The sequence below is a fragment of the Sorangium aterium genome, assembly GCF_028368935.1.
Taxonomy (GTDB): Bacteria; Myxococcota_A; Polyangia; order Polyangiales; family Polyangiaceae; genus Sorangium; species Sorangium atrum.
The window spans coordinates 1,271,653-1,285,850 of sequence record NZ_JAQNDK010000004.1 but is presented as its reverse complement, the minus strand read 5'-3'; the positions used below and the strand labels follow the sequence as shown (position 1 = coordinate 1,285,850).

At 70.9% G+C, this 14,198-nt stretch carries 16 protein-coding genes; 8 read left to right on the top strand and 8 right to left on the bottom strand.

The window, feature by feature from the left end; genetic code table 11:
- Nucleotides 1–47 precede the first annotated feature (47 nt).
- Nucleotides 48–518, bottom strand: a complete 471-nt coding sequence (locus POL72_RS36295) for a hypothetical protein (RefSeq protein WP_272101390.1) — start codon at nt 516–518, stop codon at nt 48–50.
- 95 nt (nt 519–613) lie between these two features.
- Here POL72_RS36295 and POL72_RS36290 point away from each other — a divergent pair, with 95 nt between their 5' ends.
- Nucleotides 614–1,285, top strand: coding sequence for an AgmX/PglI C-terminal domain-containing protein (locus POL72_RS36290; RefSeq protein ID WP_272101389.1), 672 nt, complete (start codon nt 614–616; stop codon nt 1,283–1,285).
- 28 nt (nt 1,286–1,313) lie between these two features.
- Nucleotides 1,314–2,924: a hypothetical protein gene (locus tag POL72_RS36285; protein WP_272101388.1), complete on the top strand. Its 1,611-nt coding sequence runs from the start codon at nt 1,314–1,316 to the stop codon at nt 2,922–2,924.
- A gap of 367 nt (nt 2,925–3,291) precedes the next feature.
- Here the strand turns inward: POL72_RS36285 and POL72_RS36280 are convergent, their stop codons facing one another.
- Entirely contained in the window at nt 3,292–3,669 is a 378-nt protein-coding gene (locus tag POL72_RS36280; RefSeq protein ID WP_012234342.1) for a hypothetical protein, read from the bottom strand.
- 491 nt (nt 3,670–4,160) lie between these two features.
- Here POL72_RS36280 and POL72_RS36275 point away from each other — a divergent pair, with 491 nt between their 5' ends.
- From POL72_RS36275 to POL72_RS36265, 3 genes are all read left to right on the top strand, one after another.
- A complete protein-coding gene (locus POL72_RS36275; RefSeq protein ID WP_272101387.1) occupies nt 4,161–4,985 on the top strand; it encodes an OmpA/MotB family protein in 825 nt (274 codons plus the stop codon).
- Nucleotides 4,986–4,995: 10 nt separating this feature from the next.
- Complete coding sequence (locus POL72_RS36270; RefSeq protein WP_272101386.1) at nt 4,996–5,931, top strand: Ppx/GppA phosphatase family protein; 936 nt, start codon at nt 4,996–4,998, stop codon at nt 5,929–5,931.
- Nucleotides 5,932–6,543: 612 nt separating this feature from the next.
- Nucleotides 6,544–7,071 carry a CarD family transcriptional regulator gene (locus tag POL72_RS36265; RefSeq protein ID WP_275451327.1) on the top strand — a complete coding sequence of 176 codons (528 nt, stop codon included), beginning with the start codon at nt 6,544–6,546 and terminating at the stop codon, nt 7,069–7,071.
- A gap of 111 nt (nt 7,072–7,182) precedes the next feature.
- On the opposite strand, the gene POL72_RS36260 is transcribed toward POL72_RS36265, so the two are convergent.
- Together POL72_RS36260 and POL72_RS36255 are read right to left on the bottom strand one after the other, a co-directional pair.
- Complete coding sequence (locus tag POL72_RS36260; protein WP_272101385.1) at nt 7,183–7,692, bottom strand: hypothetical protein; 510 nt, start codon at nt 7,690–7,692, stop codon at nt 7,183–7,185.
- A gap of 121 nt (nt 7,693–7,813) precedes the next feature.
- Complete coding sequence (locus POL72_RS36255; RefSeq protein ID WP_272101384.1) at nt 7,814–8,332, bottom strand: tRNA (cytidine(34)-2'-O)-methyltransferase; 519 nt, start codon at nt 8,330–8,332, stop codon at nt 7,814–7,816.
- A 246-nt stretch (nt 8,333–8,578) separates the two neighbouring features.
- Between POL72_RS36255 and POL72_RS36250 the strand changes: the two genes are divergently transcribed.
- The gene (locus POL72_RS36250) at nt 8,579–9,673 is read left to right on the top strand and encodes a hypothetical protein (RefSeq protein WP_272101383.1); all 1,095 of its coding nucleotides are present in this window, start codon (nt 8,579–8,581) and stop codon (nt 9,671–9,673) included.
- An 86-nt stretch (nt 9,674–9,759) separates the two neighbouring features.
- Here POL72_RS36250 and POL72_RS36245 read toward each other — a convergent pair whose 3' ends face one another.
- The 3 genes from POL72_RS36245 to POL72_RS36235 are packed head-to-tail and all read right to left on the bottom strand — an operon-like array spanning nt 9,760 to nt 11,323.
- Nucleotides 9,760–10,179 carry a hypothetical protein gene (locus tag POL72_RS36245; protein ID WP_272101382.1) on the bottom strand — a complete coding sequence of 140 codons (420 nt, stop codon included), beginning with the start codon at nt 10,177–10,179 and terminating at the stop codon, nt 9,760–9,762.
- Nucleotides 10,176–11,003: a ribonuclease III gene (rnc, locus tag POL72_RS36240; RefSeq protein WP_272101381.1), complete on the bottom strand. Its 828-nt coding sequence runs from the start codon at nt 11,001–11,003 to the stop codon at nt 10,176–10,178. The genes POL72_RS36245 and rnc overlap by 4 nt, the downstream gene beginning before the upstream one ends.
- A gap of 26 nt (nt 11,004–11,029) precedes the next feature.
- Nucleotides 11,030–11,323: a 4a-hydroxytetrahydrobiopterin dehydratase gene (locus POL72_RS36235; protein ID WP_272101380.1), complete on the bottom strand. Its 294-nt coding sequence runs from the start codon at nt 11,321–11,323 to the stop codon at nt 11,030–11,032.
- Nucleotides 11,324–11,413: 90 nt separating this feature from the next.
- Here POL72_RS36235 and POL72_RS36230 point away from each other — a divergent pair, with 90 nt between their 5' ends.
- Together POL72_RS36230 and POL72_RS36225 are read left to right on the top strand one after the other, a co-directional pair.
- Nucleotides 11,414–12,064, top strand: coding sequence for a hypothetical protein (locus POL72_RS36230; RefSeq protein ID WP_272101379.1), 651 nt, complete (start codon nt 11,414–11,416; stop codon nt 12,062–12,064).
- Between the two features lie 95 nt (nt 12,065–12,159).
- Entirely contained in the window at nt 12,160–12,966 is an 807-nt protein-coding gene (locus POL72_RS36225; protein ID WP_272101378.1) for a hypothetical protein, read from the top strand.
- A gap of 100 nt (nt 12,967–13,066) precedes the next feature.
- Here the strand turns inward: POL72_RS36225 and POL72_RS36220 are convergent, their stop codons facing one another.
- Nucleotides 13,067–14,095, bottom strand: a complete 1,029-nt coding sequence (locus tag POL72_RS36220) for a peptidyl-prolyl cis-trans isomerase (protein ID WP_272101377.1) — start codon at nt 14,093–14,095, stop codon at nt 13,067–13,069.
- Between the last annotated feature and the right edge of the window lie 103 nt (nt 14,096–14,198).

Here is a 14,198-nt window from a genome sequence, read left to right as displayed (position 1 = left end):
CCGACCGTTCACCTCCGAGCAGCCCCGGGCGCCGACCGGCTGATCGTTCACGGCGTCACGGTCACTCGCCCCTGCTCGTCGCAGTAGGCGATCGCTCGCCACCCCTCCTCGGTGCAGAGGAAGAAGTCGATGCAGCCGGTCCAGCACGCGGTATCCACGCAGTTCTCTGCGGCTGCCGCCGGGCAGTCCGGCTGCTGCAGGGCGGGCGTGCAGCCCGCGGCCTCACCGCTGCGATCGAGCGTCACGACCTCGCACGCGCCGGGGCCGCCACCCACGCCCGCATCCCCGTCCCCGGCGGGCGCCTCGGGGGAATCGCAGCGCGCGACCTCCGTCCAGGCCCCCTCGAGGCAGTCGTAGAGCGCACGACACGCGGCATCGCCGCAGGTGCCCCCCCGGCCGACCGGGCACCCTCCCTGCGGGATCTGGCCGCACAGCCGCGGCTCCGCGATGGGATCGCAGCCTGCCGGGGCGAGGACGGCGACGGCGGCGGCCGCGATAAAGCACAGCGGGATCTTCAAGACGGCCGTCGAGGAGAGCTCAGGTTGCCGGCGCGAGGCGAGAAAAACGCAAGGCGCCTCGCCTCCGCTCGGCCGAACCGTTTAGTATGCGCGCCATGCGTCCCTGCGCCACTGCCAGCGCCGTGTTCACCGGAGTCCTCCTCGCCGCGGCCCTGTTCGCGGCCTGCTCGAGCGGCACCGCGCCGCCGCCTTCACCGCCTGACAGCGCGTCGCTCAACGCTTCGCCTTCGCCGCCGCCTGCCTCGCAGCCGGCGTCCCCTGGCGCCGCGGACCCTGGCGCCACGGCCCCTGGCGCCGCGGACCCGGGTGCCACCGCGCCCGCGCAGCCGGACCGGCCTGCGAGCCGCAAGAAGGCCCCTGAGACCGTCGAGGACTGCAAGGTCATCGCCTCCGAGATCACGAACGAGCCGCCGGACGGCGGGGTCGTGATGAACAACGCGACGACCTCCGCGGACGCGGGATCGAGCGATCGCCTGCAACCGCTCGTCGACGCGATCAAGGCGAGGCGCGACGGCTTCCGCTGCTGCTTCGATCTGTACGCCCGCAAGCACCCGGGCGCGCAGGGCAGGATCACGTGGCAGCTCAAGCTGAAGCCCGACGGGACCTTCGAGGAGGCGAGCATCGTGCGCGACAAGAGCGACGTGACCGCGCCGCAGGTCGAGTCCTGCATGGAGGAGCTCGCGAAGTCGATCACCTGGGCGCGCTCGCCGAGCGGCAAGGAGACCGTGCTGACCTACCCCTTCGACTTCAAGCGGCGCAACTACTAGCAGCGCGCCGCCGGCGAGGAGCACGTCAGTGTCGAGCGACGCTTCGGGGATCCTGCGCGGCTCGGGCCACCCCGGCCGCAACGCCTACGCCGAGCTGCTCCGCGACACGCGCGGCCTGAGGCGCGAGCAGCAGCAAGCGCGCGAGGCGTGGTTCGCGCGCCTCGCGGCCGACAAGAAGGACGAGACGCTCTTCGAGCTCGAGATCCTCCTGAAGGGCGTCGCCTGCTTCGCGAACCCGCGGAACCACCCGGGCGCCGCGCGGCGCCAGACGATCGTCAGCCACGATTTCCGCGAGCACCTCCAGCACGCCCGCGACGGCATGGCGCGCGTGGTCCAGCTGACGCGCACCATGCTCGGCGATCGCGATCGCGCGTTCGTCTTCCAGCGCTACCTGGAGACGGTGCTCCCGGAGGACACGGCGCGCACGCGCCTGCTCCACGCGACGATGGCGCAGGAGTCGCCGGAGTCGAGCCTCTTCGTGCTCCGGCACGGCTTCACGAACCTCATCGAGGTCGCGGGCGGGCTGCTCCGGCTGCCGAGGGTCAACTTCAGGCTCTTCTACGCCCACCTCGCGACGGCGATGCGCGAGATCGCCCAGAGCACGTTCTTCAACCCGCTCCACGCGCTCGAGTTTCGCCCGGAGTTCGATCGCATCCCGTCGACGCAGGTGCTCGAGCTGATCCACCGCGTGCCCGGCGAGCAGGCGCACCGGCTCGTGGCGCTCACGTTCCTCGCGCTGTTCAGGATGCTCAGGTACCTCCGCCTGCTCGACGCCATCGCGCTCGACCACTCGGATCACCGCGTGGCGGGGCGCGGGTACCTCGTGCTCGCGGTCCTGCGCAGCGACGCCCGGGCGCTCTCGAACTACCTCCGGCGCCGGGCGGGCGCGCTGCTCGCGGACAGCTTCGAGCGCGATCTCCTGCGCGTGCCCGCAAGCGACATCGTCGCGCGCCACGACGAGCTCGCCGCCGAGGGGCACCGCCTGCTCTCCACGAAGGCCGCGCTGACCGGGCTCGCCGCGAACCTACGGCTCGAGATGCGCCGCGCCTTCGAGCACGACCTCCCGCCCGCGGACGCGCTGGTGAGCGAGTCCGAGTACCGGGTCCGCCTCCGCGCCGTCTCGCACGGCCTCCGCCCCGCCCTGCAGAACGCGATCCTGTTCCTCGGCAGGTCGCTCGGCGCGAAGCTGGAGGAGGGCCGCGTCTTCGACGATCAGGCCGCGCGGCGCGCGACGAGCGATCGCCTCCGACGCGACGTGTGGATGTTCGCCCAGATCGCCCGTGCGTTCGCGAGCAAGGCGCGCAACACCGGCCCGGCGCCCGATCGGTGGACCGGCATCGCGAGCTTCGCGTTCGTGCGCGAGTTCCTCTCGTATTTCCGGGCGATGGGCTACCCGCTGCTCCGGGTGGGCGACTATCCCCACGTCGACGCGTTCGTCTCCGCGATGACGGCGCTCGAGGAGAGCGACCTCCTCGATCCGCAGCGGCTCGACGCCGCCATCCGCGAGTGCGAGGCGTTCTTCGAGTTCCTGATGAAGCTGTTCGAGCAGATCTCGAAGCGCGAGGACCTCGCCGGCGTCCCGTTCGATCGCAAGGGCGCCGCGCGCGCTCTCCGGCTCTACCTCGGCGAGCGCACCTGAGCGCCCCTCGCGGGCCGCGCCGCCGCATCCCCGGCGCACCGAGGGCACGAGCGCCGCTCGCAGCTCCTGGAAGCCCCCCGCAGTCCGCCGTCACCGAGCGGGACAACCGCGCATCACCCGCTGCTCCGGCACCCCGGCGAACAGGGGCGGCGCGCCGCACGTCGATGCCGGCCACCGCGGCCGCAGGCGGCGGCGCCGCCGCGAGGATGTCGTCCACCCGCGCGCGCCTCCGGCCTGGACCCGCGTGCCCGGATCTGCGGCGTCCTCACCCCCGAGCGTCTTATTAGACGAATTATCTCGTCACAACCGGCGGGCCGGCACGCTGCGCCTCGTTCTGTTGGAAGACCCGAGGCGCTCCCGTGTCGCCTTATTCCGACTCGTCGGACGGGCCGGTGCTCGCCGGAGCCGGAGCCGGCGTGCTCTTGCGCGCGCCGCGGGTGCTCGCGCCCTTGGCCGGCGCGCGCTTGGCGGCGGCGCGTCCACGAGGAGCGGCCGCCTTCTTCGGCGCAGCCGCCCGCTTGCCGGCGGCCTTCGCCTTGCGCTTCGGAGCGGCCTTCTTCGCGGCCGGCTTCTTGGCGGCGGCGCGCTTCGGGGTCTTCTTGGCGGCGGCGCGCTTCGGGGCGGCCTTCTTCGCTGCCTTCCGCGCCGGCTTCTTCGCGACCTTCCCGGCCTTCGCGGCGGCCGGCTTCTTGGCCGACTTCGTCACCTTCTTCGCAGGCTTCTTCGCGGTCTTCTTAGCAGCCATTGGAAATCCTCCTGCATTCGCCCCGGCACGGCACGGCGGACATCGCCGAACGTCCTCTCCGCTACAGTTTCCTTACCGAGGCAACAGATGTTGCACGACGTATATTGCCACGCATGGTGATGGTCAAGGAAAATCTTGCAGGCCCTAAACCGATGTATCCCGTGTGTTCCAGGCAAACTGGTCCGCAAGCGTTGCGAGGGTAAACGTCGGAGCAGGCCTGATGAAAGCAACCAGACCGAACCGTACGACTGATTTTTGTTGACAGTTGACGGGATGTCTGTCTTGGCGCTTTGCGCTCCTCCCCGGCGATCGTGCGCCTGCACGGCGCGGCAAACGGCGCCGGAGCGCTCATGGTCGCACGGAGCACCAGCGTTGCGCAGGCTCTAGAGAGCCTTGTGCGGCGCCATTCGCCTCGCTACGGTCGCGCCGCCTGCGCGGCGCCCCTCATGGCCGAGCGCCGCGCTGCTCTAGGCTGCTCTAGGAGGAAAGGTATGTTGGTTCGTCGCTCGACGTCGTGGTTGTTGCTTGGCGCAACGCTCCTTGCGGGCTCGGGGGCGCTCGGGTGCGGCTACTCGGAGGAGGAGATGCAGGCGAAGGTCCGCGAGATCGAGGGCCTGAAGACCCAGCTGAGCGCCGAGCAGGCGCAGAACAAGAAGGCCAAGAGCGAGCTCGACGAGGCGGCCGCCCGCATCGAGCAGCTCAAGTCCCAGCTCAAGACGGCAGGCGTGGACATCTCCAACCTGAACGCGAACCTCGAGCAGCAGGCGCGCGCGCTCGAGGACTTCCGCCGCCGTGCCCAGCAGCTCGAGGACATCAAGAAGCGCTTCGAGGTCCTGCGGGACAAGCTCCAGGCCCTCACCAAGCTGGGGCTCAGCGTGACCGTCCGCAACAACCGGATGGTCATCCAGTTGCCCGGCGACGTCCTCTTCGACTCGGGACGGGAGACGCTCAAGAAGGAGGGGCAGGAGATCCTGATCAAGGTGGCCGAGGTCATCCGCAACGACTCCGGCCTGTCGGCGCGCTCCTTCCAGGTCGCCGGGCACACGGACAACGCGCCGCTGGCCGGCGGCCGCTTCAAGGACAACTGGGGGCTCAGCGTGATGCGCGCCCGCGAGGTGCTGGCGTTCCTGCTCCAGCCCGAGGACAAGGGCGGCGGCGGCCTCAAGCCCGAGCGGTGGAGCGCCTCCGGCTACGGCGACACCGACCCGGTGAAGCCCAACGACACCCCGGAGAACAAGCAGGCCAACCGGCGCTGCGAGCTCGTGGTGCTGCCGAACGTCGAGGAGATGCTCGACCTGAAGACGCTCACCCAGTAAGGCTCGGGGCATGAGCGTCGCGGCCATCGACATCGGCACGAACTCGGTCCTCCTGCTCATCGCCGAGCGCCGCGGGGGCGAGCTCGTCGCGCTCGTCGAGCGCGCGACCATCACCCGGCTCGGCCAGGGGGTCGACGCGGCGCGCGCGCTCGCCCCCGAGGCCGTGGAGCGCACGCTCGCCTGCCTCGCCCGCTACGGGGAGGAGCTCCGGTCCCGGGGGGTCGAGCGCGTGGACGCCGTCGGGACCAGCGCGATGCGCGACGCCGCTGGCGGCGAGGCGTTCATCGCCCGCGCCCGCGAGCTCATCGGCGTCGCGCCGCGCGTGATCTCGGGGCCGGAGGAGGCGGAGCTCACCTACGCCGGCGCGCTGACGGGGCTCGACCTGCCGGCCCGCGGTCCGACGATCGTGTTCGACGTCGGCGGCGGCAGCACGGAGATCATCGTCGGCAGCGCCGGTGGCGCGGTGGAGCAGGCGGTGAGCCTCGACGTGGGGAGCGTCCGCCTGACCGAGCGTCACGTCCGCACGGACCCGCCGGCCGCCGCGGATCTCGAGGCCGTCCGCGCCGACGCTCGTGCGGCGCTGGCGACGGTTCCAGCCGTGCCCCTGCTCGCCGCGCCCACCCTGGTCGGCGTCGCGGGCACGGTGACGACCCTCGCCGCGCTCGTGCGTGACGTGGCCCCCTACGACGGCGCGCGCGTGCATGGCGCCCGGGTATCCGGGGCAGAGATCGTGGGCGCCACGTCCCGCCTCGCTTCCCTGCCGCTCGCCGCGCGCAGGCAGCTGCCCGCCCTGGATCCAGCGCGCGCGGACGTCATCGTGGCGGGCAGCGTGCTCATCGAGGAGATCCTCGCGTGGGCCTCGAGGCTCGCCGGAGCACCTGTCGATCTCGTCGCTTCGGATCGCGGCGTCCGCTGGGGGCTCGCCGAACGGCTCAGCCCCGTCTGAGTACGCCGGCTCGTTTGAAGGCCGGACGGACGGAATGCGCGAGGTCCGTCGCGTCCGTCACATTTTCGAGTCATCCCACCCAGGTCCGGTCCGCCACCTCTCCCGGAGAGGCCCGCTCTGCCCTAAACTAGGCGGGTGAGCCGGCGCGCACCCACGCCGATGCCTCCATCGGTACACACTGTAACCCCGCCCGACCCCGAGGAAAAACCATAGTGATCACGCCACGATGGCTCAACCACGGGGAATTTCGTTGACGTATCTCGGCCGGCTCACTAGAGTGCGCGCGCCTGGCGCAAACCGGCCCTTTTCCAAAAGAGGGCCGTTCCCCCAACTTCAATCCCTTCCGCCCGCAACCGTCCGCTTCAACCGCCGCTTCTCAAGATTCCGCCGTGCACGCCAGAGCACCGAGCTCTCGCGGGTCATGGCGGGTGCTCGCGTTTCTGCTTCTCGCACAGCGGTCTCGAGCAGCGGCTCATGGTTCTTTTCTCGGAATTTTTCTCGGAATGCGTGACGGTGTGTGTCGGTTCTGCGGGTCCAGGTTCAACCGCATGTGCAACGTACGCCCCTCGAAGGGATTTCGGGAGGCAGACGAAAAACTAAAAGGACGGCGGGGTGGAAGGCAAAGGAGACGATATGCAGGCTCGTTCGGAGATCCAGTTCAAGGTGGGCGACAAAGCCGTCTACCCGGCCCAAGGCGTGGCCGAGGTGGTCAACATCGAGGAGAAGGACATCGCTGGCAACCGTCAGCGATTCTATGTTCTCCGCATCTTGGACACGGATCGAAAGATCATGGTTCCAGTCAGCAACGCGAGCGCGGTCGGCCTTCGCCAGGTCATCTCTGAACAGGAAATCCGGGAAATTTTCGACATCCTCCGCGAGCGTACCATCGCGTTCGACAACCAGACCTGGAACCGTCGGTACCGCGGCTTCATGGACAAGATCAAGACGGGTTCTATTTACGACGTCGCCGAGGTGCTCCGCGACCTCTATCGCTTGAAGACGGACAAGCAGCTCTCGTTCGGTGAGCGCCGCATGCTCGACACCGCCCGGACGCTGATCGTGAAGGAGATCGCGATCGCCCGAGGTCAGACGGAAGAGCAGGTGAAGACCGAGATCGAGGCGATCTTTCTCGCCAACTGAGGCGTTACCTCATGGTTAGCGGCCCTGCGGCCGCTGCCGATGGAGGCCGGCGCTGCCGGCCTCCGGGCTTTTGTGGACCGGAAATTCCACGCACCATCGGATCGAGCGCGTTCAGAGATCGCTGCCCGGTCGCTTCTGCACGGGAGGGAGCGGGGGCAGCGCCACATCGACGCGCCACCCCGCATCCTCGTAGACGCAGGGCACCTGGACGCGCTCTCCCGGGAGCAGGCCGGCGACGTCCACGAGGGCGTGGGCGCCGGCGATCTGGGCGGTGTAGCGCTGCGGCTCGAAGCGCAAGAGGAAGCGGGACGGCGTGATCATCGCCTCGGGCGCGATCGCCTTGCCGGTCGCGGCGCTGTAGCGCTGCGCGCGCGACGCGAGGTTGTCCCGAGCGCGGCGCGACAGGAGATCGAAGGCGGCCTTGGCGTCAGCCGGATCGCCGTGCAGCTGGCGCAGACGAGCGACCAGCTCCCGGACGGCGCCGTCGGGCGTGCCGCTCGGAGGCCGCCTGCTGCATCCCGCGGAGGCGAGCGCCGCGACCGAGAGCGCGACCGCCATGCCGACGCGGACGAGGTGCGCGGCCGGCCGTCGGGCGTCATGTCGCGCGGGTTGCCGGTGCATGACCATGCCGCCTCTCCTTAGAACGACGCGTCGCCGACGTCCACGGCGCGCGGCCGTCGGCTCCGGGGTGACGTCGCGGCGCATCCCGCTGTTCCGCGCCGTTACGCGCTGTTACGCGCTGTTACCCCGGCGCGGCACCGGCGAGCGCGCCGACCTGGCGGAGCGCTTCGTACAGGACGATAGACACCGCGTTGGCGAGGTTGAGGGAGCGCACGGGACCCAGCGTGGGAATGCCGAAGACATCGTCCGGCATCCGGGCGAGGAGCTCGGGGTCGAGGCCGACGCTCTCCTTGCCAAAGACCAGCGCGTCGCCTGGCCGGAAGTCCGCGTCGAGGTAGCTCCGCGAAGCCACCGCGCTGAAGAGGCGCAGCCGAGCGTTCGGGTGATGGTGGCGAAAGTGGGCGATGTCGAGCTGCTGCTCGAGCGTGACCAGGTGCCAGTAGTCAAGCCCCGCGCGGCGGACGCTCCGCTCGTCGATGCGGAACCCCAACCTCCCGAGCAAATGCAAGGGGCTCTGCGTCGCAGCGGCGAGCCGCGCGATGTTGCCTGTGTTCTGGGGGATCTCCGGCTCCACCAGCACGATCCGGAAGGGCGGATCGAGCGGCGCCGCACGGAGCCGGGGGCGACCATCGTTGAGCACGCCCTCTCTTTCCGCGACACGACCGCGCGCCGCAACCCCCGAGCGGGAGCTCGCGCGCGTGGCCTGGCTCGCCAGCGCCGCCTCGACGGATAGCCGGCCCACGCGGTCGCGCGGAAAACGCGAACCGAACGGACGGAGGCCCCTCTGTTCGCTTGACGGCTGTACGAGCGGACACGTAGCCTCCCGCCTCGGAGACACGGAATGCGCGCATCGTGCTGGATCGCTTCGGCTATTGCCCTCGCAGGAGTGGCGTCGTCCTCGCTCGCGGCCGCCGACGCCATGGATCCGGCGCTCGCGCGGCTCGTGCGCGACCCGGAGCCGAGCGTCGGCGGAGCCGTGCCCTGCCGCATCACAGGGCCGAAGAATGGCCTCTACTACAACCCCGCCTCCCGTTATCAGCGCTGCCTGACCGACGACGCTGCGTTCGCCAAGCTCATCGCGCAGTACGGCTTCGCGGTGGCGCCGTCGGCGATGCACTCGGCGCGGACCACGGGCTACGGCGGGTTCGAGATCGGCATCGAGGCCAACTACACGAAGATTGACAGCGACGCCGATTATTGGAAGCAGGGCACGCAGGGACCGCAGGATCCGACGAGCAAGAACTTCTCCATCGAGAACCGGAGCCCGGACTCCTTCCTGCAGCACTACGGCCTCAAGGTCCGCAAGGGTTTTCCGTTCGGGTTCGAGCTCACCGGCGCCGTCGGGTTCCTCGCCAACACCAGCCTCGTCAGCGCGGGCGCCGACGTGCGCTGGTCGCTGTTCGAGGGGTTCCGCCGAGGGCTCCCCGCGATCCTCCCGGAGCTCGCCGTCGGCGGCAGCGTCCGGACCATCACCGGGACCGAGGAGTTCCAGCTGACCGTGGCCGGCGCCGACGCAGAGATCTCGAAGCCCCTGCCGATCGCCGGCACCGTCGTGATCACCCCCTACGTCGGCTACCAGTGGCTCCGGATCTTCGGAGACTCGGGGCTCATCGATCTCACCCCGAACACCGACGCCGTGAACTTCTGCAACTTCCGAGGGGTGAACTCGCCCGCCAACCCCGTGCAGGGGCAGGACGGCAAGCCGCTCCCCCACGACGGCCAGCCGGTGTGCGACGGCGGCTCCCAGGCCGACTTCAACAACACCGTGGTGTTCGACGCCGTGCGCATGAACCGCCACCGGCTGCATTTCGGCGCGCAGCTGCGGTTCCAGATGGTCAAGCTCGGCGCGCACTTCATCACCGACATCGTGAGCCCCGAGGACGCGAACCAGGGCGCGGCGAACGAGATCGACGGCGAGAACAAGTTCGCCGGGCTCGGGTCGCAGTGGACCCTCGGGATCGATCTCGGCGCGATGTTCTGAAGCGCGCTGCGCCGGGGACGCTCGCCACGGGGCCCCGGCGCAGACCTGCTTCGAGCGGCCGCGGCCCGCTCGGGGCGCGCGCAGCCTCAGCGCTTCGAGCTCGGATCGGGCAGCGCGTAGCCGAGCTCGGCGAGGAGCGCACGGAATGCGCGGTCCTCGTTCCGCGCCACGGTGAGGTGCTCCATGAACTTCTTGAAGTTGCCCTGAGCCGCCGCGTCGGCAGCGCGCTCGCTGTTTTCGAGCACGAGCAGCAGGTGCGGGTGCGCCTTGGCGACGGAGCCAGGGCACTCCATCTTGCTCGCCACCCGCGCGCGCGCTTCCGCGAGCGCATGCACCACCATGACGAGCTCCTTGTCATGGGTCCGCGGCAGGAGCATGTCGCCCTCCCTGCGCGCCTCGTCGAGCAGCAGGCTCGCCCTGTCCAGGTAGCTCCCGGCCCAGGCCGGCAGCGCGACGAAGAGCGAGCAGAGCGCGAAGGTGAAAGCAAGCATCAGGTGACGGATCATCGGCTGGGTCCTCGGTCGTTCACGGTTTGCTCGGAGGACGCCCCGCCGGACGGCGGGCCCCCCCTTCCCTCGGGCGCACCTTGCAGGGCCTCGGCGGCTGCCCGTCCATCGGATGCGGCGGCCGCGAGCTCCGGCGCAGCGCACGAAAGGAGCGCGGCGCGCGCGGCCGCCTGCTCCGCAAGCTTCTTCGACCGGCCCCGGCCGGTGCCGATGACCTGGCCGTCGACCTCGACGGCGACGAGAAACGCGCGGTCGTGGTCGGGCCCCTCGGTGCCCATCAGGCGGTAGCGCGGCGACGCCGCGCCGCGCGCCTGCACGCGCTCCTGCAGCTCGCTCTTGGCGTCGCGCCCGAGCATGCTGCCGCTCGCGAGCTGCGCGAGCGGGCTCGCGGCGATCTTCCGGCTCAGCGCCCGCGCGCTCTCGAAGCCGCGATCGAGGTACAGGGCCGCGACGAGCGCCTCCGTGGCGTCGGCGAGCACGTTCGTCTGGTCGCGCTCCCCGGCGACCTCCGCGCCGCGGCCGACCCTGAGCGCAGCGCCGAGCTCGATCCCCCGCGCCCACGCCGCCAGCGCGTCCGTGTTGACCAGGGCCGAGCGCATCATCGAGAGCTCCCCCTCCCTGGCCCCCGGAAAGCGCTCCATGAGGAGCTCCGTCACGCACAGGCCAAGCACGGCGTCCCCCAGGAACTCAAGGCGCTGGTTGTCCACGCGCCGGCCGCCTCGCTGCTCGTTCGAGAAGCTCGGGTGCGTCAACGCCTCCTCGAGGTGCGGCAGGTCCCCCTCCAACCCCAGATCCAGGCGTTGCAGCAGCTCGCTCGGGAGCATCCCCAGCACCTTGCCCACGCGCAGCGTCAGCCCGCGCTCAAGCGGTCGGTCAGCTCGGCCAGCTCCAGGTCGAGCGCGGTCAGACCGCCAGCGTCATGCGTGGACCACGCGACCCGCACCTTGCCCCACGACAGCGCGATGTCCGGGTGATGATCACGCCGCTCGGCCAGCAGAGCGATCTGCATCACGAAGCCCACGCCGGTCCCGTAATCCGGAAACGAGTAGCTCCGTTCGATCCGCTCGCCCGCTCGCACCCAGCCCGGGTGAGCAGCGACGAACCCGGCGATCTCATCGTCCGAGAGCCGATCACGCTTGCCCATGGGACGCAACTATGGGCTAAGCCCTGCCCCGGTGGAACCCCGGAATGCGGCCCCCGCCCCGCGCGGCGTCCGACGCGCGCGCCGCTCGCCGTGCGCTATCCTCCCGCCTCGATGACCGGGCTTCACGCCTGCCCCTTCTGCCGGGAGATGTTCGAGGCGAAAGAGGCGTCCACGTGCCCTGCCTGCGGCCTCCGGCTGGAGGCGCTCGCGAAGCTCCCCCCCTCGTACGACGCGCTCCAAGATGAGCCTGGCGAGCCGCTCCCGCCGCACATGGAACCGCTCCCGTGGACCTACGCCGGGCGCGGCCGGGGCGCCCTGCTCGCGCTCTCGCTCCTCGGGCTCGCGGCGTTCTTCGCGCCGTGGATCCACGAGACGGCCCCCGAGCTCCGCGACCTCAGCGGCTTCGGGCTCGCGCGAAGGCTCGGCTGGATGTGGGCCCCCGCGGTCGCGTTCTTCGTGATGATCCCGCTCGCGCTGACCCGGAGGTCGATCCACAAGATGCGCGGCGCCCGCGTGGCCGTCGCTTTCCTCGCCGCGGTCGCCCTCGTCACCGTCGCGATGCGCCTGCTGTTCACGCCGGGCAGCACGCTGCTCCGTCCCGTCCGCTTCACATGGGGCTACGGGCTCTACGCGACCGGTGCGATCGCGCTGCTCGCGCTGCTCATCGCGGCGTTCTTCGGAGGAAGGATCGACGACCTCCCCACGGGGCAGCGGCGACGGGGCGACGAGGTGCTGCACTGAGCAGCGTGTGGCCGGTGACATCTCGGGTCGACAGGCTCGCTCGTGCGACGTAACCTTGATGGGAGTGGCCTTTGTCCGCTGCTCGAAGGTGCGCAATGGCCAAGAGATCTGCCAGCGTACGCCGTGAGCTCGCGCGGGACGACGAGACGTTCGATGTCCCCGCGGCGGTGCTCTGCGCGTGCTGCGGACAGCCCGACTGCGCCGGGTGCTCCGCGGCGAGCGACGAGGGCTCGGGGGTCGTCGCGATCGTCCCGTGGGAGCGCCCGGTCGGCGGGGTCTGGTCGCGGCTCTGGGCCACCTCGAGGGCGACCACGCTGGGAGCCGAGACGTTCTTCGCGACGATACCCGACGGCGCGCTCCCCGCGGCGATGCGCTTCGCCCTGCTGGCAGAGTCGCTCGCGATCCTGTCGATGATCGCCGCGCTCCTGCCCCTCGTCGCGCTGGCGCTGCCGGGCCTGACGCTGGAGCTGGCTCGCAACCCGGCCGCACGCGCGAGCGCCCTCCAGTGGCTCGCTATCGGCGTTCCGGGGGTCACCGTGTGGATGGTGCTCGCGCACACCTTGCACGGCGCCGCGCTCGACCTCGGGGCACGGCGTCAAGGCGCGCGGCCAGAGCGCCGGCGCGCGCTCCGCTTCGGGCTCTACGCGTGCGGCTGGGATCTCATGGCTGGCCCGCTCGGCGCGCTGGCCATGCTCATCACGGGCGGCACCAAGGGAGCCGAGCAGGTCCTCTCGGCCTCGCTCCGGGTACCGGGCAAGGCCTCCATGGCGCTGCTCCTGGGCGTCTACGCGCTCCACCCCGACGCGGCGGAGCGCGCTCGACGCGCCGGAAGCATCGCCGCGCTCGCGCTCACCATTGCCTCCGGCTTTGCCGCCATCGCGCTCGCCATCGCCTTCAGCTGACACGCCGTTCAGCGCTCTCGGAGGCGGCGCCGCGGAGGGAGTCGCCCCGGAGGCGGCGCCGCCGAGGATGTCGAGCGCACGTCCGTGCGCGTCGGCCGCCTCAGCGCATGTCCTGACGCGGCGCGGGCGAGGGCGGAGGCGCGCCCGGACGCCGGCCGCTCGCGAGGGTGCCTGGGCGCTTCTTCGGCTGCAGATCGCCCGTCGACGTGATGTCGATGAGGTCCACGAGCTCGGGGGCGTGACCGGATACGTCCTGCGCTCGCAGGCGATCGAGGAGCTGCTTCACCTGCGCCTCCGCCTTGCCGTGCGCGAGGATCTGACGGATCGACGGCGCCTCCTGCTCGAGCGAGCGGCTCACGGGTTTCTTGCTCTGGCGCCGCCACAGCACGGCAAAGCCATCGCCCTCGGGCACGGGCTCGGGCACGAGCTCCGCGTCCTTCACCCCGGCGGCGGCCGAGAGGAGCCCCGGGTCGACCTTCAGCCCCGGCTCGGCCGTGGTGCCATCGGACGCCACGAAGCCGAGATCGCCGCCGCGCATGCTCGTCGCCTTGTCGAGCGATTTCTCGCGCGCGATCTCCTTGAAACGCTGGGGTGACGGGTCCTTCTTCAGCTCGGCCAGGATCGCCTCGGCCTCCCCGCGCGTCGCGACGAGGATGCGCCAGAGCGCCACCATCGCCGGGGAGCTGAACCTGTCGCGGTTCGCCTCGTAATAGGCACGGACCTCCTCGTCCGTCACCGGAGAGCTCGTCGCCGCCTCCGCCTGGATCCGCTGCAGCAGCGCGGAGCGCAGGACGCCGCGCACGCGATCCTGCACGTCGGCGCGCTCGGTGAGCTTCTGCGCGGCGGCCCCCTGGGCGAGGAGCAGCTCGCGCACGAGGACCTGGCTGACGAAGTTCTTCCGGATCTCGTCCGGGGTACGCCCGAAGGTCTGGAGCTGGAACGGCGGGACCTGCGCGAGCCTGCGCTCGACCTCCGACGCCGTGATCGTCGCGTCGCCGACGCGCGCCACCGGGACGTCCGCCGCGGCCGCTGGCTGGGCCTCAGCGCGGAGCGACAGGCCGGTCGACGCCGCGAACACGACCGCCATGGCGGCCGCGCCGAGGGGGAGCTTCAGCGTTCTCGCGCGCATCGGAGCGGGTTATCCCCGCGCCGGCAGGCAAGGTCAAGCTGCCCCGCGGCGCTCCCTCGGCGGATACGCCGCGCTCGCCTCCGCGCTCCCCGCCCCGCAGAAC

Coding starts and splice junctions, on each gene's coding strand:
- POL72_RS36290 (WP_272101389.1), top strand. CDS start 614: ATGCGTCCCTGCGCCACTGCCAGCGCCGTGTTCACCGGAGTCCTCCTC.
- POL72_RS36280 (WP_012234342.1), bottom strand. CDS start 3,669: ATGGCTGCTAAGAAGACCGCGAAGAAGCCTGCGAAGAAGGTGACGAAG.
- POL72_RS36275 (WP_272101387.1), top strand. CDS start 4,161: ATGTTGGTTCGTCGCTCGACGTCGTGGTTGTTGCTTGGCGCAACGCTC.
- POL72_RS36270 (WP_272101386.1), top strand. CDS start 4,996: ATGAGCGTCGCGGCCATCGACATCGGCACGAACTCGGTCCTCCTGCTC.
- POL72_RS36260 (WP_272101385.1), bottom strand. CDS start 7,692: ATGCACCGGCAACCCGCGCGACATGACGCCCGACGGCCGGCCGCGCAC.
- POL72_RS36245 (WP_272101382.1), bottom strand. CDS start 10,179: ATGATCCGTCACCTGATGCTTGCTTTCACCTTCGCGCTCTGCTCGCTC.
- rnc (WP_272101381.1), bottom strand. CDS start 11,003: ATGCTCCCGAGCGAGCTGCTGCAACGCCTGGATCTGGGGTTGGAGGGG.
- POL72_RS36235 (WP_272101380.1), bottom strand. CDS start 11,323: ATGGGCAAGCGTGATCGGCTCTCGGACGATGAGATCGCCGGGTTCGTC.
- POL72_RS36225 (WP_272101378.1), top strand. CDS start 12,160: ATGGCCAAGAGATCTGCCAGCGTACGCCGTGAGCTCGCGCGGGACGAC.
- POL72_RS36220 (WP_272101377.1), bottom strand. CDS start 14,095: ATGCGCGCGAGAACGCTGAAGCTCCCCCTCGGCGCGGCCGCCATGGCG.